General features: G+C 71.9%; 15 protein-coding genes and 1 pseudogene. 12 read left to right on the top strand and 4 right to left on the bottom strand.

Annotation, left to right across the window (positions count from 1 at the left end; translation table 11 throughout):
• The 9 genes and pseudogenes from IQ251_RS19505 to IQ251_RS19465 all read left to right on the top strand — a co-directional run.
• Positions 1–232: pseudogene (locus tag IQ251_RS19505) on the top strand (PPE domain-containing protein); the annotation flags it as partial.
• Between the two features lie 120 nt (positions 233–352).
• Positions 353–1,183 (top strand): ESX secretion-associated protein EspG, encoded by an 831-nt coding sequence (locus IQ251_RS19500; RefSeq protein WP_193930587.1) that lies wholly within the window; start codon positions 353–355, stop codon positions 1,181–1,183.
• Between the two features lie 145 nt (positions 1,184–1,328).
• Positions 1,329–2,660 (top strand): M16 family metallopeptidase, encoded by a 1,332-nt coding sequence (locus IQ251_RS19495; RefSeq protein ID WP_193930585.1) that lies wholly within the window; start codon positions 1,329–1,331, stop codon positions 2,658–2,660.
• Complete coding sequence (locus IQ251_RS19490; RefSeq protein WP_193930583.1) at positions 2,657–4,024, top strand: M16 family metallopeptidase; 1,368 nt, start codon at positions 2,657–2,659, stop codon at positions 4,022–4,024. The genes IQ251_RS19495 and IQ251_RS19490 overlap by 4 nt, the downstream gene beginning before the upstream one ends.
• A 34-nt stretch (positions 4,025–4,058) precedes the next feature.
• Positions 4,059–4,973: an NAD(+) diphosphatase gene (gene nudC / locus IQ251_RS19485; RefSeq protein WP_193930589.1), complete on the top strand. Its 915-nt coding sequence runs from the start codon at positions 4,059–4,061 to the stop codon at positions 4,971–4,973.
• 167 nt (positions 4,974–5,140) lie between these two features.
• Complete coding sequence (locus IQ251_RS19480) at positions 5,141–7,222, top strand: ATP-dependent DNA helicase UvrD2 (protein WP_193930581.1); 2,082 nt, start codon at positions 5,141–5,143, stop codon at positions 7,220–7,222.
• Positions 7,223–7,392: 170 nt separating this feature from the next.
• Positions 7,393–7,569 (top strand): hypothetical protein, encoded by a 177-nt coding sequence (locus IQ251_RS19475; protein ID WP_193930579.1) that lies wholly within the window; start codon positions 7,393–7,395, stop codon positions 7,567–7,569.
• Positions 7,570–7,687: 118 nt separating this feature from the next.
• On the top strand, positions 7,688–7,993 hold the full coding sequence (locus tag IQ251_RS19470) for a WhiB family transcriptional regulator (protein ID WP_193930577.1): 306 nt from the start codon (positions 7,688–7,690) through the stop codon (positions 7,991–7,993).
• 125 nt (positions 7,994–8,118) lie between these two features.
• Positions 8,119–8,979, top strand: coding sequence for a methyltransferase (locus IQ251_RS19465; protein ID WP_193930575.1), 861 nt, complete (start codon positions 8,119–8,121; stop codon positions 8,977–8,979).
• Positions 8,980–9,005: 26 nt separating this feature from the next.
• On the opposite strand, the gene IQ251_RS19460 is transcribed toward IQ251_RS19465, so the two are convergent.
• Positions 9,006–10,319 (bottom strand): ABC1 kinase family protein, encoded by a 1,314-nt coding sequence (locus IQ251_RS19460; RefSeq protein ID WP_193930573.1) that lies wholly within the window; start codon positions 10,317–10,319, stop codon positions 9,006–9,008.
• A gap of 233 nt (positions 10,320–10,552) precedes the next feature.
• Complete coding sequence (locus IQ251_RS19455; RefSeq protein ID WP_193930571.1) at positions 10,553–10,702, bottom strand: DUF5679 domain-containing protein; 150 nt, start codon at positions 10,700–10,702, stop codon at positions 10,553–10,555.
• A 236-nt stretch (positions 10,703–10,938) separates the two neighbouring features.
• On the opposite strand from IQ251_RS19455, the gene IQ251_RS19450 reads away from it, so the two are divergent.
• Positions 10,939–11,511 carry a M48 family metallopeptidase gene (locus tag IQ251_RS19450; RefSeq protein WP_193930569.1) on the top strand — a complete coding sequence of 191 codons (573 nt, stop codon included), beginning with the start codon at positions 10,939–10,941 and terminating at the stop codon, positions 11,509–11,511.
• A gap of 54 nt (positions 11,512–11,565) precedes the next feature.
• Here the strand turns inward: IQ251_RS19450 and IQ251_RS19445 are convergent, their stop codons facing one another.
• Complete coding sequence (locus IQ251_RS19445; protein ID WP_193930567.1) at positions 11,566–13,041, bottom strand: zinc-dependent metalloprotease; 1,476 nt, start codon at positions 13,039–13,041, stop codon at positions 11,566–11,568.
• A 106-nt stretch (positions 13,042–13,147) separates the two neighbouring features.
• Here IQ251_RS19445 and IQ251_RS19440 point away from each other — a divergent pair, with 106 nt between their 5' ends.
• Positions 13,148–14,170: a YlbL family protein gene (locus IQ251_RS19440; RefSeq protein ID WP_193930565.1), complete on the top strand. Its 1,023-nt coding sequence runs from the start codon at positions 13,148–13,150 to the stop codon at positions 14,168–14,170.
• 27 nt (positions 14,171–14,197) lie between these two features.
• Here the strand turns inward: IQ251_RS19440 and IQ251_RS19435 are convergent, their stop codons facing one another.
• Complete coding sequence (locus IQ251_RS19435; protein WP_193930563.1) at positions 14,198–14,722, bottom strand: PPA1309 family protein; 525 nt, start codon at positions 14,720–14,722, stop codon at positions 14,198–14,200.
• Positions 14,723–14,919: 197 nt separating this feature from the next.
• Between IQ251_RS19435 and IQ251_RS19430 the strand changes: the two genes are divergently transcribed.
• A complete protein-coding gene (locus tag IQ251_RS19430; RefSeq protein ID WP_193930561.1) occupies positions 14,920–17,808 on the top strand; it encodes a UPF0182 family protein in 2,889 nt (962 codons plus the stop codon).
• Positions 17,809–18,045: the final 237 nt, after the last annotated feature.

Here is an 18,045-nt window from a genome sequence, read left to right as displayed (position 1 = left end):
AGCCGGCGCGGGTGGTGCCGGCGCCGGTGCCGGCGGGGCTCGCGGCGCCGGGATGGGTGCCGGAGCCGGTGCCGGCCGCGGTGGCATGGGCGGCGGCGCGATGGGCGGTGGCCGCGGCGGCCAGGGCCAAGGCGGCGACGACGAGCACGAGCGGCCGACCTGGCTCGAAGAGCAGGACGACGTCTGGCTCGACGACATGCCGCGCACCGCACCGCCGGTGCTGGGCGAATAACCCCGCACCGCGCGGGACGACGAACACCGAACGCGCGGAACCCGGCCGCGGCAACGCATCGCGCGGCCGGGTCGACGCGTGCCGGTGTGGGGAAGTGGTTTTCGAAAGGGGGCGGTTCGGGTGAGCGTGTCAGGACGGTGGCAGCTGACCCCGGTGCAGCTGGACGTCGTGCTCAAATACCTGCGGATCAACGGGCTCACGCTGCCGCTGAGCACCACCTCCGCCGGGCGCACGACCGGTGAGCTGTCCCGGATCGCGAAAGCCGAGCTGCCGCGGATGGAATCGCTCGGGCTGGTGATCGACGACGAGGTCCCGCCGCCGCTGGTCGACGCGCTCGGCGCGCTCGCCGAACCGCACCTGTGGATCGACTCCATTTGGTATCCGCAGGTCGGCGCCGATCACTGCTGGCGTGCCGTGGCCGTGCTCACCCCCGACGACGAGGTCGTGCTCGGGGTGCAGGCGCCCAGCGAGAACCCGAAGCGCGGCGGGCTGCTCACCGTCGAGGTGCACAACCGGGTGTCTCTGGCGCAGGCGCTGCTCGGCACGCTGCCGCCCGCCCCGCCCGGCAACCGCGGGACGGTCCGGGTGCCGGAGACCTCGTTCCGCACCGATGAACAGCCCGCCGACGACTTCGGCCAGCAGAGCCTGATGCAGGGAGGAACCCCCGCCCGCGCGCGGGCGAGCAGCGGTGACCGGCAAGTGGCGCTGTACCAGGCGATCAGCCACGCCGAGCACCTGCGCATCGGGCAGCTCGCGGCCAACCTGCGCGACCGCAACGGGCGGCGCAACCGGTCGCAGATCGCGTGGTGGCTGGACAACCACGAACCCGACGGCCGCTACCTCAACCGCACCGAACGCGGCAGCACCGGCGAGCGGGTGTTCGCCATGCTGCCCGCGGACGCCCGGATGATCGGCGGCCAGGTGGAAGCGCTCATCGCGCAAGTGCGCTGATCGTCCCGGTCCGCTGATCGCCGAGGTTCGTTGAGCCGGTGGGGAATCCGCCGGTTGCCGCGCGGTGTCCGACAGGTCACGACACGCCCGCGGGGTGTGGCGGGGGGCACGCGGAGGTCGGCCCCGCGCACGTAGGCTGCATGGCATGGTCGAACCCCAGCTGCATCGCTTGACGTTGCCCAACGGGCTGCGCGTGGTGCTCGCACCGGACTCGGCGGCGGGTCCGTCCGCGTCCGGACAGGCTCCGGTGGTCGGGGTCAGCGTGCACTACGACGTGGGCTTCCGCTCCGAACCGGAAGGGCGCACCGGATTCGCCCACCTGTTCGAGCATCTCATGTTCCAGGGCAGCGAGAGCCTGGAGAAGCTGGCGCACTTCCGGCACGTGCAGGGATCCGGCGGCGTGTTCAACGGCTCCACGCACCAGGACTACACCGACTACTTCCAGGTGCTGCCGTCCTCGGCGCTGGAGCGCGGCCTGTTCCTGGAAGCCGACCGGATGCGCGCGCCCAAGCTCACCGAGGAGAACCTGCGCAACCAGGTGGACGTGGTCAAGGAGGAGATCCGGCTCAACGTCCTCAACCGCCCCTACGGCGGGTTCCCGTGGATCCTGCTGCCGCCGGTGCTGTACTCCACGTTCGCCAACGCGCACAACGGGTACGGCGACTTCACCGACCTGGAACAGGCCACCGTCGACGACTGCGCCGCGTTCTTCGACACCTTCTACGCACCGGGCAACGCGGTGCTGACCATCACCGGCGACCTCGACGTCGAGCACGCGACCGAGCTGGTGCACCGGCACTTCGGCGACGTGCCCGCGCGCGAGGTCACGCCGCGGCCGGCCTTCGGCGAGCCGTTCCCGAGCACCGAGCTGCGCGGTGAGCACGCGGACCCGCATGCCCCGCTGCCCGCGGTCGCGCTCGGCTACCGGCTGCCCGACCCCGTCGGCGAACTGGACGCGTACCTGGCCAACGTGGTGCTCGCCGCGGTGCTGTCCGACGGCGACGCGTCCCGGCTGCAGCAGCGGCTGGTCTATCGGGAGCCGCTGGTGGTCGACGTGCACGCGGGCGCCGGGCTGATGGGTGCCCCGCTGGACGCGCGCGACCCGGACACGTTCAACCTCACCGCGATCCACACCCCCGAGGTCGGCGCGGACCGGGTGATCGGCGCGGTGGACGAGGAGCTGGAGCGGCTGGCCTCCGACGGGCCGACCGCCGAGGAGCTGTCCCGGATCACCGCCCGCTGGACCGCCGGCCTGCACCGCGAGCACGACCGGGTCGTGTCCCGGACGTTGGACCTGGGCAGCGCGGAACTGCTGCACGGCCGCGCCGAGCTCATCTCCGAGCTCCCGGAGCGCATCGGGCGGATCGGCGCCGACGACGTGGCCGCCGCGGCCAAGGCGCTGCGCCCGGACGCGCGCGCGGTGCTGCGGCTGGAACCGGCAGGGGACGAGGACACCGCTCAGGGAGGTGCGGCATGACCCGCGCAACGCATCGCAGTGCCGAGGAGATCGGCCGCACCGAGCTCGGCCCCCGGTCGCTGCCGCCGCTGGGCGAGCCGCGCACCGGACGGCCGCCGGAAGCCGTGGACACCGTGCTGGACAACGGGCTGCGGGTGATCGCCGCCCGGCACGGCGTGGTGCCGATGGTCGAGCTGCGACTGCGCATCCCGTTCGCCGGGCAGGCGCCCGAGCACCCGGCGCAGGCCGAGGTGCTCGCCGAGACCCTGCTCACCGGCACCGCCACCCGCGACCGGGTGCGGATGGACACCGATCTGGCCGCGGTCGGCGGCGACCTGCACGCCGTGGTCGACCCGGAGCGGCTCAGCATCGCCGGTGACGGGTTGGCCAGCGGGCTGGACACGCTGCTGGACGTGCTCGGCGACGCGCTGACCGGCGCGGTCTACCGGGACGAGGAAGTCGACGGCGAACGCTCCCGGCTGGTGGAGCGCATCGGCGTCGCCCGCTCGCAGCCCCGGGTGATCGCCCGCGAGGAGCTGCAGCGGCACCGGTACGGCGACCACCCGTTCGCCCGCGAGGTCCCGCAGGCCGAGGACGTCGCCGAGGTCACCGCCGAGCAGGTCCGCGACCTGCACCGCCGGGCGGTGCTGCCGCGCGGCTCGGTGCTGGTGCTGGTCGGCGACATCGACCCGGAGCAGGTGGTGTCCGCGGTGCAGCGCGCGCTGTCCGGCTGGGACGGGTCCGGCTCCGCGGCGGAACTGCCCGAGCTGCCGGCCGTGCGCGGCGGGGACCTGCGCCTGGTGCACCGGCCCGGTGCCGTGCAGTCGCAGCTGCGGCTGTCCGCGCAGGCGCTGCCGCGCACCGACCCGCAGTACCCGGCGCTGCAGATCGCCAACCTGTGCTTCGGCGGGTACTTCTCGTCCCGGCTGGTGGAGAACATCCGCGAGGACAAGGGCTACACCTACGGGGCGCACTCCGCGTTCGAGTTCACGCCCGGCGGCGGGACGCTGCTCGTCGACGCGGACACGGCCAGCGAGGTGACCGCGGCCGCGCTGCTGGAGACCCGGTACGAACTCGCGCGGCTGGCGCTGGTGCCGCCGACCGAGTCCGAAGTGGAGTCCGCGCGCGAGTACGCGGTCGGCGGCCTGCTCACTTCCACCGCCTCGCAGTCCGGGCTGGCCTCCACGCTGGTCGTGCTGGCCGCGGCCGGGATCGGGCAGGACTGGTTGACCGCGCACCCGGAGCGGTTGCGCGAGGTCACGGTGCAGCAGGTCGCCGAGGCGGCGCAGCGGTTCGCGCCGACGGCGTTCACCGGAGTCGTGGTGGGCGATGCCGACGTGCTCGCCGACCAGCTGCGGATGCTCGGAGGTGTGCAGCTGCCATGACGGCCCGGAGCACGGCGCGAGGAGTGCGGTGATGATGTCAGGCACCGGACCGGCCACCGGTTTCCGGCTGGACGCGGCACCGCTGCTCTCCCGGTCCACTGTGGACCGCAAGGAAGCGCTGCGGGACATGCCCGACGGTGCCGCGGAGCTGTGGCCGCAGGGCCGGGTGGTCCTGGTGGACGCCAAGGGCCGCTCGCCGATCACCGCCGGATCCGGCCTCGCGCACCAGCCGGCCACCGACTTCGGTGACTACCCGGTGCCGAACGCGGTGCTGCTCGGCGTGCAGGGCGGCGTCAGCTACTGGGCGTTGCGCGCCGAGCACGGCGCGGAGGACGGCTGGGGCGATCTGCGCACCGCGGGCGCCCTGCTCGACGACACGGACGCCGGTCTGCTCACCACCGCGGTGGGCCTGCTCAACTGGCACGACCACGCCCGCTACTGCGCGGTGTGCGGGGCGGCCACCGCGCGCGTCCGGGTCGGCTGGGCCCGCCGCTGCACCGGGTGCGAGCGCGAGGAGTACCCGCGTACCGATCCGGCGGTGATCTGTCTGGTGCACGACGGCGCGGACCAGGTCCTGCTGGCGCGGCAACCGGTGTGGCCGGCCGAGCGGTTCTCCGTGCTGGCCGGGTTCGTCGAGGTCGGCGAGTCGCTGGAAGCCTGCGTGGCGCGCGAGATCGCCGAGGAGGTCGGCGTGCAGGTGCGCGAGATCGGCTACCTGGGCAGCCAGCCGTGGCCGTTCCCGCGGTCGCTGATGCTGGGCTTCGCCGCCGTGGCCGACCCGGCGCAACCCCTGGTGCCCGCCGACGGTGAGATCGAGGAAGCCCGCTGGGTGCACCGCGACGTGGTGCGCAGAGCCCTCGAATCCGACCGCGGCGCGGTGGAGGGACTGCGCCTGCCCCCGAGCGTCTCCATCGCCTACCGAATGCTCCGCGGCTGGGCAATGGGCTGACCGGGAGTTCGGGTGTGACCTGGGGCCTTGGGTGTGCCGCCCAAGCGGCGCCAGCCGCTTCCCCTCACCGATCGACCCGCAGCCTGCGCGCCGCTGAGGTTCCGCCACCGGCACGCCCCGCAAACCTCACCAGTCCACCGTGGCATCGATCTGCGAGGATGCCTGGCATGGCCGTAGAAGTGCGTCTGCTGGAGGGGCTGGATCCGGAGCAGCGGGCGGCCGTGACGGCGCCGCGCGGACCGGTGTGCGTGCTGGCCGGCGCGGGTACCGGCAAGACCCGCACCATCACGCACCGGATCGCCTACCTGGTGCAGCGCGGGCTCGTGGCTCCGCAGCAGGTACTCGCGGTGACCTTCACCGCCCGCGCGGCGGGCGAGATGCGCACCCGGTTGCGCGGGCTCGGGGCAGGCGGTGTGCAGGCGCAGACCTTCCACGCGGCCGCGTTCCGCCAGCTGCGCTACTTCTGGCCGCGGGTGCACGACATGCGCCTGTGGCAGCTGCTGGACAACAAGTTCCGGCTGGTCATGCAGGCCGCGAACAAGGTGGGCGCGTCCACGGACAAGGAAACCGTGCGCGATGCGGCCGCCGAGATCGAGTGGGCGAAGTCCTCGCTGATCGCCCCGGAGGACTACCCGGCCGCCGCCGTCCGCGCCGGACGGGACGGACCGCTGCTGCCCGCCCAGCAGGCGCAGCTGTTCACCGCCTACGAGCAGCTCAAGAACCGCGCCCAGCAGCTCGACTTCGACGATCTGCTGCTGCACATCGCCGCGATCCTCGAAGAGCACCCGGACGTCGGCGAGGAGTTCCGCGGCCAGTACCGCTCGTTCGTCGTCGACGAGTACCAGGACGTGAACCCGCTGCAGCAGCGGGTGCTGGACGCGTGGCTGGGCAACCGGGACGACCTCACCGTCGTCGGCGACGCCAACCAGACCATCTACTCGTTCGCCGGGGCCAGCCCGAAGTGGCTGATCGGGTTCAGCCGCCGCTTCCCGGAAGCCACCACCGTGCGGCTGGAACGCGACTACCGGTCGACACCGCAGGTCGTGGCACTGGCCAACGAGGTGATCGGCGCCGCGCGCGACCGGCCCGCGGGCACCCGGCTGCGGCTGTCCGGGCAGCGCCCGGCCGGACCGGAACCGGACTACGCCGAGCACGACGACGAGACCGCCGAGGCCGCGGAGGTGTCCCGCCGGATCGCCAAGCTCGCCGCGAACGGGGTGCCGCTGTCCGAGATCGCGGTCCTGTTCCGGGTCAACGCGCAGTCCGAGGCGTACGAGAAGGCGCTGTCGGACGCGGAAATCCCGTACCAGGTGCGCGGCGGGGAGCGGTTCTTCGCCCGTACCGAGGTCCGGCAGGCGATGGCCGCGCTGCGCACCGCGGCCGCGCACGACGACCTCGGCCCCGACCTGCCCGCGGCGGTGCGCTCGGTGCTGCACGAGGTGGGCCTCACCGACGAGCCGCCCGCGGGCGGCACCGCCCGGGACCGCTGGGAATCGCTGATCGCGCTGGTGGAATTGGCCGAGGAACTGGCCACCACCGTTGCGGACGCCGGTTTGCCGCGCTACGTCGCCGAACTGGAGGCGCGCGCCGAAGCGCAGCACCCGCCCACCGTGGAGGGGGTGACCCTGGCCTCGCTGCACGCGGCGAAAGGCCTGGAGTGGGACGCGGTGTTCCTGGTCGGCCTCGTCGAGGGCACGCTGCCCATCCAGTACGCGGACACCGACGCCGCGGTGGAGGAGGAGCGCCGACTGCTGTACGTGGGCGTGACTCGGGCTCGCGAGCACCTCCGGCTGTCCTGGTCGCTGGCCCGCTCCGGCGGCGGGGGACGTCCGCGCCGGCGCAGCCGCTTCCTGTATCCGCTGGTGCCGGACGGGCACCCTGCGGCCATGCCCGGCAAAGCCCGGCAGCGCGCGGTGGTGGCGCGCGCCGCGGCCGGGACCGACAAACCCGAGTGCCGGGTCTGCGGCGGTGCGCTGTCCGGCACGATGGACATCAAGCTCGGCCGGTGCGCGCAGTGCCCCGCAGACCTGGACGAGGACCTGCTCGGCCGGCTCAAGGCGTGGCGCGGCGAGCGGGCCCGGCAGCTCAAGGTCCCGGCCTACGTCGTGTTCACCGATGCGACGCTGACCGCCATCGCCGAGCAGCGGCCGACGGACGAGGGCGCGCTGGTGGGCATCTCCGGGATCGGTGCTTCCAAGCTCGACAAGTTCGGTGCCGACGTGCTGGCCCTGGTGCGCGGCGACCGCTGATCCGGACGAGCCGCAGGTCACAGGGGTTGTTGCCCCGGTCGGGCGGATCCGGCGAAAAATGCGTTGCGCCCGCGGTGCCCGCCCCCATAACCTGCTGGCACGAGCGCTACGACCCGGTGACCGGCACGAGGTCACCCGAGGCGGCGCACATGCGTGAGGGGTGGTTTCCGGTGATCAGCACGATCCTGCTGCCGATGCCGGACCACCGCCTGCCCGGTGGACGACTGCTCGCCGCGTGGCATGACCACGTCCCGGGCTATCAGTTCACCGCAGGCCGGTTCGCGCACTTCGTGCGGCACGCCGCCAGGTCCGCTCCCCCGCGCGGTCGCGATCACCAGCTGATCTAGCGACCCCTCCGGGAGATTCCCCCACCGCGGACCTGTCTGAAGGTCCGCGGTTTTTTCTGCTCGGACTCCTTCCAGCCAGGTCCCGGTCTGCCACCGATCGAACGCAGGAGGAAACCGAATGCTTACCGGGAGTGTCCCGATATCCGCCGAGGACGTCCCGACCACCGCACCCGAGGACGCGGTGCTGCCCTGCAGGCAGGACCCCGACCTGTGGTTCGCGGAGAACCCGCGCGAACTGGAGCGGGCCAAGACGCTGTGCGGCGACTGCCCGCTGCGGGCCGAATGCCTGGCCGGGGCGTTGGCCCGCGGTGAACCCTGGGGCGTGTGGGGCGGGGAGATCGTGGAGCACGGCGCGGTGATCGCCCGCAAGCGACCCCGCGGCCGCCCGCGCAAGCACCCGCTGCCCGAAGAACGGGCCGCCTGAGGCCCCGGACGAGACGACGGGAGGAGGAGCGCGCATGCGCTGCCCGATAGGAGGTTCGGCGGCGGACGGCCGAGGTCGTCCGCCGCGCCTGCGGCACCGGTGACCTCGGGCTCTAATCTGGGGTGATGGCTGGACACTCGCACGACAACATGGACTGGAACGCGCGCCTGGAGATGCTGCGCGACAGCGATGCGCTGACCGCACCGGAGATGGCCGAGCTCGCCCGCCGGCTGCTGCGCCCCGGGGACCGCAGCATCGTCGAGGTCGGTTCCGGCGCAGGAGGGCAGGCCGCCGCGTTCGCCGCGCAGCTGCCCGCCGGCGGATCGGTGCAGGTGGTCGACGTCGCGCAGGAGCTGCTGGACGCGACCGCGCAGGAGGTGCGCGCCGCCGCACCGGAGGGCGTCGAGGTGCGGTCGGTGCTCGGGGACGCCGCCGAGGACGCGTTCACCGAGCAGGTGCAGCCCGCGGACCTGGTGTTCGCGGCGGCCGTGGTGCACCACCTGCCGGACCAGCTCGCCGGGCTGCGCAGGCTCGCCGGCCTGGTGCGCCCGGGTGGGCGGCTGGCGATCGTCGAGTTCGGCCTGGAGGAGCGCACGCTGCCCTGGGACATCGGCCTCGGCGAACCCGGGCTGGAAGCCCGGCTCAGCGCCGCGCGCAACCAGTGGTTCCGCGGTATGCGCGAGGGGATGGACGAGCAGACGCGGTTGCCGATGGGCTGGGGCAGCGCGCTGCGCGAGGCCGGGCTGACCGATGTCGAGACGTGGAGCTACCTGGTCGACCGCCCGGCTCCGGTCACCGGTGCCGCGCACCGCGCGGTGCTGCGCCGGTTGGAGATGCTCATCGAGCACGGCGGGGAGCAGCTGGACGAGGCGGACCTGCGCACCGTGCAGCGGCTGCTGGACCCGGAAGACCCGGAATACGCCGGGAATCGTTCCGACCTGTACTACCTGTCCGCGTCGACCGTGCACGTGGGCACGCGGAACTGAGCTCGCCGCACCCGGTTTCGCCGTCGTCAGTCCTCGGCGAAACCGGGCTGCCAGCGGCGGATGATGTCCTGCGCGGCGACCTCGGCGTCCAGCTGGCACAGGATCCCGGTGGCGCCGAGCGTGACCCGGTGGATCAGCAGGTATTCCGGCGGCAGGTTCAGCGACCGCGCGGTCCGGAAGTCCGGGCTGCGCAGGTCGCCGACCCGTTCGGCCTGGTGCTGCAGCCATTCCCGGGTGAAGTGGAAGGTCGGCGTGCGCGCCGGGTCGACGAACGGCCCGAGGTAGGCCTGCACGTCCGCGGCGTCGACCTCGTGCCCGGGCTGGACGAAGTGCTCGTCGCGCAGCAGCTGCAGCAGCTCGTCGGCCCGGTCGTCGACGGCCAGCCGCAGCATCCGGCCGAGCGTGCGCGGGGGACCGTCCGGCAGCCGCGCGGCCGCCCCGAAATCGAGGACGCTGATCCGCCCGTCGTCGAGCAGCAGGAAGTTGCCCGGGTGCGGGTCCGCGTGCAGCAGGCCGACCCTGGCGGGCGAGGAGTAGTGGAACTCGGCCAGCAGCCGGCCCGCCTCGTTGCGCAGCTCGTGGTCGCCGTCCGTGATGAGCTGGGCGAACGGTGTCCCGGTGACCCACTCGGTGACCATGACCTTCGGCGAGCTGGCCACGACCTCGGGCACCCGCACATCGACGTCGCCGCGGAACGCGGCGGCGAACGCGCGCTGGTAGTCGGCCTCGCTCCGGTAATCGAGCTCCTCGACCATCCGGTCCTGCAGCTCGGCCAGCAGCGGTTTGACCTCCGCGCCCGGCGCCAGCGACTGGAACAGCCGGGAGAACCGGGTCAGCTGGCGCAGGTCCGAGCGCAGCGCCTCATCGGCCCCCGGGTACTGCACCTTGACCGCGACCTCGCGGCCGTCGTGCCAGGTCGCGCGGTGCACCTGGCCGATGCTGGCCGCCGCGGCCGGCGTCTCGTCGAACTCGGCGAACCGGTCGCGCCAGCCGCTGCCCAGCTGCTCGGCGAGCATCCGGTGCACGCTCGCCGTCTGCATCGGGGGAGCGGCCGCCTGCAACCGGGTCAGCGCCTCGCGGTACGGGCCGGCCAGCTCGTCCGGAACCGCAGCCTCGAACACGCTCAGCGCCTGGCCGAACTTCATCGCGCCGCCCTTGAGCTGGCCGAGCACCGCGAACAGCTGTTCCGCGGTGCGGGCGGAAACGTCGGCACTGACCTCGTCGGCGTCTTGGCCGGTCAGTCGCCTTCCCCAACCAGCGGCCACCCGGCCGGCCATTCCGAACGGGAGACTGGCGAGTTTGGCGGTGCGCTGCGCCGCCCTGCGGGGAATGTCGGCCACGAATTCTCCTCGATGCGCGCAGGAAACCCTCTCTCGATGTCCGAAATCTCGTTGAAATCGAGTATCCGGAACCATGCTAGAGGTTCTGCGCCCCATCGCGGGAGGTGATCTGCGAGGTGGCGGCGCGGTTTGGGCCGCTGGTCGGTGCGGTCCCGCCGCCGAATGCCGCAGCGCAGCGGGCGGGTGGGTGCGTCACCGCGGCCCACCCCGTCCCGCGCGCCGCTCGGGACCGCTCACGCCTTGCCGAGGATCCTGGTCATCTTGGTCCCGCACACCGGGCAGGTGCCCTTGGCCATCCGGCGGCCGTTGGTCTCCGAGACCTCGCCGGAAAAGTCCCGCTTCTCCCGGCACTTCACGCAGTAGCCGTTGTACGTGTCGGCCACGGCTCCCTCCTTCGCATCCATCCGAACCTCCAACCGCGCAGCTGTTTCGCCTGCGGCCCCTCCACTCAGCGGGGCGGAGCCGAACGGTACATGTGGGCCAATCCACATGCATGCATTCGACGCACCGCATGTTCCGCTCGATGGAGTAACGAAACACGCATTTCCGGACGCTGAATCGTGAGGTCCAGCTCACAGGGGGATCCGATTGTCGGGGTAGCTCGCTAGAGTCCACTGCCGTGGCTGAACCCGAGGTCGAGGTGCGCCGCAGCAAGCGCCGGAAACAGACCGTGAGCGCCTACCGGGACGGCGAGAAGGTGGTCGTGCTCATTCCCGCGCGGATGTCGCGCGCGGAGGAAAAGCGCTGGGTGGCGGACATGCTGAGCCGTCTGGAGCGCAGTGAGACGCGTCGCCGCTCGCCCGCTCGCGAGTCCGATGCGGCACTGGCTGCGCGGTGTGCGCAGCTGTCCGCCGAGTACCTCGATGCCCGGGCGGTGCCGGACGTGGTGCGGTGGGTCGCGCCGATGCGCACCCGCTGGGCCTCGTGTACCCCGGCCGAGCGAAGCATCCGGGTGAGCCGACGGCTGCAAGATGTACCCGGATGGGTGCTGGACTACGTGCTCGTGCACGAGCTCGCACACCTGCTGGTGCCCGGGCACGGCCCGCGGTTCTGGAAGTGGGTGCAGCGCTACCCGCGGATGGACCGCGCCATCGGCTACCTGGAAGGACTGTCCGCGGCCGCGAGCTTGGGCCTGGACCTGGCCGACGACACCGAGCCCGATGAGCCGGACGAGGAGGGCGCGGGCGACTGAGCACCGCGCGCGATGGCGAGCGGACCCCGGTCGGCCCGCCCGCCGCGGCGAGCCTCAGCGGTCCGTCTCGCCGCCGTCGTCGGAGCTGCCGGAATCCGAGTCACCGGAGTCCGCGTCACCCGAGCCCGAGCTTCCGGAGGCCGAGGTCCCCGACGAGCCCTCGGCCTCGGCCTGCTCGGCGCGCCGGATCGCCGCGATCGGGTCGTCCAGGTCCGACGCGGTGCCCCAGCGGTCGGCGAAGTCCAGCGGTTCGTCCAGGTCCGCGCTGCCGGGCAGCAGGTCCGGGTGCTCCCAGACCTCGTCCCGGCCGTCGATGCCGTGCCGGTCGGTCATCAGCCGCCACAGGTTGGCCGCATCGCGCATCCGCCGCGGCCGGAGCTCCAGGCCGATCAGCGTGGCGAAGGTCTGCTCGGCCGGTCCGCCGGTCGCCCGGCGCCGCCGCACGGTCTCGCCCAGCGCCTCGGCGCCCGGCAGCCGGTCGGTCACCGCGTCGGCCACGACCACGTCCACCCAGCCCTCGACCAGGGCCAGCAGCGTTTCCAGCCGGTTGAGCGCCGCCTGCTGCTCCGGGGTGGTCTGCGGTTCGAGCATGCCCGAGCTCATCAGGTCTTCCATCGAGCCGGGGTTGGTCGGGTCGATCTTGCCCGCCAACTCCTCCAGCGCCGAGGTGTCCACCTTGATGCCGCGCGCGTACTCCTCGACCGTGGCCAGCAGCTGCTGGCCCAGCCACGGGACCTGGGTGAACAGCCGCTGGTACGCGGCTTCACGGGCGGCCAGGAAGACGGTCGCCTCGCTGATCGGCCGGTCCAGCCCCTCGACGAACTTCTCGATGTTGGCCGGCAGCAGCGCTGCGGTGCCCTCCGGTCCCAGCGGCAGTCCCACGTCGGTTCCGGTGAGCACCTCACCGCCGAGCTGCGCGAGACCGTTGCCCAGCTGCGAACCGAACGTCATCCCGCCCATCTGGCCGAGCATGGACAGCAGCGGCCCGGCGGCCTGCTTGGCCTCCTCGGGCAGCGCCTGCAGCCAGGCGTGCGACATCTGCTCGGCGATCGGATCGCACAGCCTGCGCCAGGTGGGCAGCGTCTTCTCCACCCAGTCCACCGACGACCAGGTCTGCACCGAGCGCACGCCGGCCGGCAGCGAGGTGGCCGGATCCAGCCACAACTCGGCGAGCCGCACCGCGTCCTCGACCGCCTTGACCTGGTCCTGGGTCGGGCGCTCGGTCTTCTGCTCGCGGTGCAGCTGCTGCACGGCCAGCTGTTTGGCGAGGTCGTAGTTCACCGGGCCGGACTCGTTGCCGGAGCCGCCGCTCCCGGATTGGCTCAGCGCCTGGCCGAGCTGGGTCAGCATCTGCCCCAGTGCGCCCATGTCGAAGTTCGGCATACCGCCCGGACCGGGCATGCCGGCGAATCCGAACCCCGGGGTGTCTCCGGAGTTGCCGGAACCACCTTCAGGGCGCCCGTCGGACGAGTCCCGGTTCTCCGGGTCGTCGGGGTCCTGCGGGTTGAACCCGAACGGCAAGTTGGTCATAGTTCCACCGTACGCGGCAGGGGACGGTTGGCTGAAGGCGTCCGGGGCGCCGGGCGGTGCCGCGGGGCGGAACATCGCCGCGGGCGAACACGTACGCTGTCGAGCCGTGAACCGCCGCACCTGGACGCTGTTGGCAAGTGTCGTACTGGTTGTCGCTTTCGGCCTGCTCGGCGTGTTCGTTCGGGTCCCGTTCGTGGCCCTGGGACCCGGTCCGACCTACAACACGCTCGGCACCGACGGGGACGCCCCGGTCATCGACATCGAAGGGCAGCAGACCTTCCCCACCAACGGGCACCTGAACATGACCACCGTGTCGGTCACCGACCAGCTGTCCGTGTTCGGGGCGCTGGGCCTGTGGTCGAGCGGGAACTACGCGCTGGCCCCGCGCGAGGTGTACTTCCCGCCGGACAAGAGCGAGCAGGAGATCGAAGCGGAGAACACCGCGGCGTTCACCGACTCGCAGACCTCGGCCGAGACGGCCGCGCTGGGCCACCTCGGCTACCCGATGAAGGTGGTCGCCGCGCAGATCGTGCAGGACAGCCCGGCGGACGGCGTGCTCGCCCCGGGCGACCGGTTGATCTCGGCCAACGGGCGGCCGGTGGGCGATCCGGAATCGCTGCGGGCGGCGCTGCGCGGCAGCGCGCCGGGCGACGAGGCGCGGATCGAGTTCCAGCACGAGGACCAGCCGCCGCGGACCGCGACCGTCCGGCTGACCGAGCGCCCGGACGGTCCGGGTGGCTACCTGGGCGTCGGTGCGGCCGAGCGCCCGGACGCGAACTTCGACATCGAGATCAGCCTGGCCGACGTGGGCGGCCCGTCCGCGGGGCTGATGTTCAGCCTGGCCATCATCGACAAGCTCACGCCGGGCGAGCTCAACGGCGGGGAGTTCATCGCCGGGACCGGTGAGATCGACGAGCTGGGCCGCGTCGGCCCGATCGGCGGGATCCCGTTCAAGATGGCCAAGGCGTCCGAGGAAGGCGCCACGACCTTCCTGGTCCCGGCGGGCAACTGCGCCGAGGCCGCCTCGCAGGCGCCGGACGACCTGCAACTGGCCAAGGTCGGCACGCTCGACGACGCGATGCGGGCCCTCAGCGCGATCCGCGAAGGAAAACCCCCGGAACCCTGCTGACCGGGGCAGGCGGTTTGCGCGCAGCTCTCAATCCGCGAAGGTTTCGCGGAGGGCCGCGAGGAGGTTCGGGGCGAGCGAGGCATCCTCCACCCGCTCCCCGTCGTCTTCCTCGGTGCGCAGGCGCATCACGCAGGTCTCGCCGCCGTCGCGCAGCACCGCGGCCACCAGCCGGGCCTCCCGGCGCTCCGGGTGCTCGGCCGCGGCCTGCTGCGCGCCCGCCGGGTCCTCGGGCAGCGCGGCCTCGGCCTCCGGCGGCAGCACCACGATCTCCTGCACCAGCGCGCAGCCGGCCACCTGCTCCGGCCAGGCGATCTGGCCGAGCGCTTCGGCCAGGTCCTCTGTGGGCAGTGACTCCTGCGCGATCGGCGTCAGCGGCGAGTCGGGGTCCAGCTGGTCGGCGAGCCCGGGCTCCTCGGCCAGCAGCCGCGCGGTCGGCACCAGCGCGAAGACCTGGGTCGGCTGGTCCCACCCGGCTGCGGCGGTGAACTCCTCGATCTCGCGCGCGGCGCGGGGGAGGGCGGCGGTGAGCTCTTCGGGCGTCTGCGGTGCCATGCCGGACATGGTCGCACCGGCCCGCACGGCGCCGGGCAGCGCGGCCACCGGACCGCGATCGTGTCCGCTTCGCGCATTTCATGCAGCCGCTTCCCGGACGTGCTGGACGGGGCCGTAGAGTTGGACATCACGAATGACGATCACCGCGGGTGGTCGTCTGGCCTCGCTGTTCGTCACCTGGAGCGTGCGTTGTGGCAATGCGGCCCCCGGTAGGTATGCCGAAACTGTCCCGGCGAAGCCGGATACTGCTGATCATCGGCGGTGTCGTGCTGCTCGCCCTCCTCGTCGGTTCCCGCTTCCTCGGCGTCTACGTCGACTGGTTGTGGTACGGCGAGGTCGGCATGCGCCAGGTGCTGACCACCCAGCTGCTCACCCGCATAGCGCTCGGTGTCGCGGCCGCGGTGTTCGTGGGCCTGGTGGTGGGGCTCAACCTCTGGCTGGCGTACCGGAACCGCCCGGTGTTCGTCCCGGTCAGCGGTCCGGACGATCCGCTGGCGCGCTACCGCACGACGATCACCGAGCGCTCCCGGCTGTTCGGCATCGCCATCCCGGTCGTCATCGGTGTGATCGGCGGGCTCGCCGCGCAGGCCGACTGGCAGACCGTGCAGCTGTTCCTGCACTCCGTGCCGTTCGGGCAGACCGATCCGGAGTTCGGCAAGGACATCAGCTTCTACACCTTCCAGCTGCCGTTCTACCGGTTCCTGCTGGCCTGGGGCTTCGTGGCGGTGACCGTCTCGTTCATCGCCGCGCTGATCGCGCACTACGTCTTCGGCGCGATCCAGCTGTCCGGGCGCTCGACGGCGCTGGCTCGTGCGGCCCGCATCCAGCTGGGCGTGCTCGCCGGGCTGTTCGTGCTGCTCAAGGCGGTCGACTACTTCCTGGACCGCTACGACCTGCTGCTGGACGGGCGCAACTCGCTGTTCACCGGCGCCAGCTACACCGACCTGCACGCGGTGGTGCCGGCCAAGCTCATCCTGATGTGCATCGCGGTCATCTGCGCGATCTCCTTCTTCGCGCTGGTGTTCATGAACAACGTGTACATCCCGGCGCTGGCCACGGTGCTGCTCGTGCTGTCCAGCGTGGTCGTCGGCGCCGCGTTCCCGGCGCTGATGGAGCAGTTCTCGGTGCGCCCGAACGCCAACCAGCGCGAGGCGGCCTCCATCGAGCGCAACCTCGAAGCCACCAAGGACGCGTTCGCCATCGGCGAGGACAAGGTGGACTTCGTCCCCTACCCGGGACGCACCAACCTGCAGCCCAACGAGGTCGCCGCGGACCAGGGCACGATCCCGAACATCCGCTTGCTGGACCCGAACGTGCTGTCCGCGACGTTCACGCAGCTGACCCAGCAGTACAACTTCTACGGCTACACCGACAAGCTCGACGTGGACCGCTACCGGGGCGCCAACGGCGAGCTGCAGGACTACCTGGTCGCGCTGCGCGAGATGAACACCGATGGGCTGGCCGCCAACCAGCAGTCGTGGATCAACCGGCACATGGTCTACACGCACGGCAACGGCTTCGTCAGCGCCCCGGCGGACCGCGTCGACTCCACGCTGGAGGAAGGCGCCACCGAGGGCGGCTACCCGGTGTTCAGCATCAGCGACGTGTCCAACGACGGGCAGGGCGACATCCCGGTCGACCAGCCGCGGATCTACTACGGCGAGCTCGTCTCGGACTACGCCATCGTCGGTGGCGAGCAGGGCGAGGCGCCGCGCGAGTACGACACCGACCAGGAGCAGTACACCTACACCGGGCAGGGCGGCGTCCCGCTGAACAACCTGTTCCAGCGCCTGGTGTTCGCCACCTTCCACGGTGAGCGCAACATCCTGTTCAACCAGGCGATCGGCTCCGAGTCCAAGATCATCTACGAGCGCAACCCGCGGGACCGGGTGCAGAAGGCCGCGCCCTGGCTCAAGCTCGACGGCGACCCGTACCCGGCGGTGGTCGACGGCCGGATCAAGTGGATCGTCGACGGCTACACCACGCTGGACCGCTACCCGTACGCGCAGAAGACCGAGCTCGGCGAGGCCACCAACGACACCCTCACCGGTGTGGAGCGCCAGCCGAACCAGGAGATCAACTACATCCGGAACTCGGTCAAGGCCACCGTCGATGCCTACGACGGCAACGTCGAGCTCTACGAGAACGACGAGAACGACCCGGTGCTCAAGGCGTGGCAGGGCGTCTTCCCGGGCGTGGTCAAGCCGAAGGAGGAGATCAGCCCGCAGCTGCGCGAGCACTTCCGGTACCCGGAGGACATGTTCAAGGTGCAGCGCGAGCTGCTGTCCTCGTACCACGTGGACAACCCGGGCGACTTCTTCTCCAACCTCACGTTCTGGGAGGTCCCGCCGGACCCGACCAGCGACCAGCCGGGCAACGGCGCGGGCAACCAGCTCCCGCCCTACTACGTGGTCGCCCAGGCCGAGGGGCAGAACAAGCCGCAGTTCCAGCTGATCAGCCCGCTCACCGCGCTGCGGCGGGAGAACCTCGCGGCGTGGATGTCGGCCTCCTCGGATCCGGAGAACTACGGCGACATCACCGTGCTGCGGTTGCCCACGAACACCCAGACGCCGGGTCCGAACCAGGTGCAGAACCAGATGGAGTCCACTCCGGAGGTCACCGAGAACCGCACCCTGTTCAACAACCCGAACGTCACGGCGATCTTCGGCAACCAGCTCACACTGCCGGTGGCGGGCGGCCTGCTGTACGTGGAGCCGATCTACATCCAGCGCAACGAGCAGGAATCGTTCCCGCAGCTGGCCCGGGTGCTGGTCTCGTTCGGCGGCCGCGTCGGCTTCGCCGAGACGCTGCCGGGTGCGCTGGATCAGGTCTTCGGCGGCGGTGCCGGCGGCAACGTCGGCGGCGACGACCAGCAGCAGCCGCAGCAACCGGATGGCGAGGGGCAGCAGCCGCCGCAGGGGCAGAACAACCCGGAGCTGAGCCGGGCCGTCAATGACATCCAGGGCGCCATGGAGCGGGTGCGCAACGCGCAGCGCGACGGTGACTGGCAGAACATCGGCGGCGCCTACCAGGAGCTGGAAGACGCGCTGGCCCGGTTCGAACGCGCCCAGGGCAGCGGGGGCTGATCCCGGTCGGTGGCGGCGGTTTCCGGCCCGCCGCCACCGGTGCCTCCCTCCGGGTGAGCCGGCCACCGGCCTCCCGCGAGGCCGGGCGGGAGCGAGAACGCTTGTGCGGCAGTCGATCCGACCATCGGCACCGACCGTCCTCCGTGGTCCGTCAACCCCCGGTTTGCACGAACGGGCGATGGTGCGTAAGCTGTATTCAGCAACGCGGGGTGGAGCAGCTCGGTAGCTCGCTGGGCT

The sequence above is a fragment of the Saccharopolyspora montiporae genome (assembly GCF_015209505.1).
In the GTDB taxonomy this organism is placed as follows: domain Bacteria; phylum Actinomycetota; class Actinomycetes; order Mycobacteriales; family Pseudonocardiaceae; genus Saccharopolyspora; species Saccharopolyspora montiporae.
Note: the sequence above shows the minus strand (reverse complement) of the source record. Positions and strands in the feature narration are given on the sequence as shown.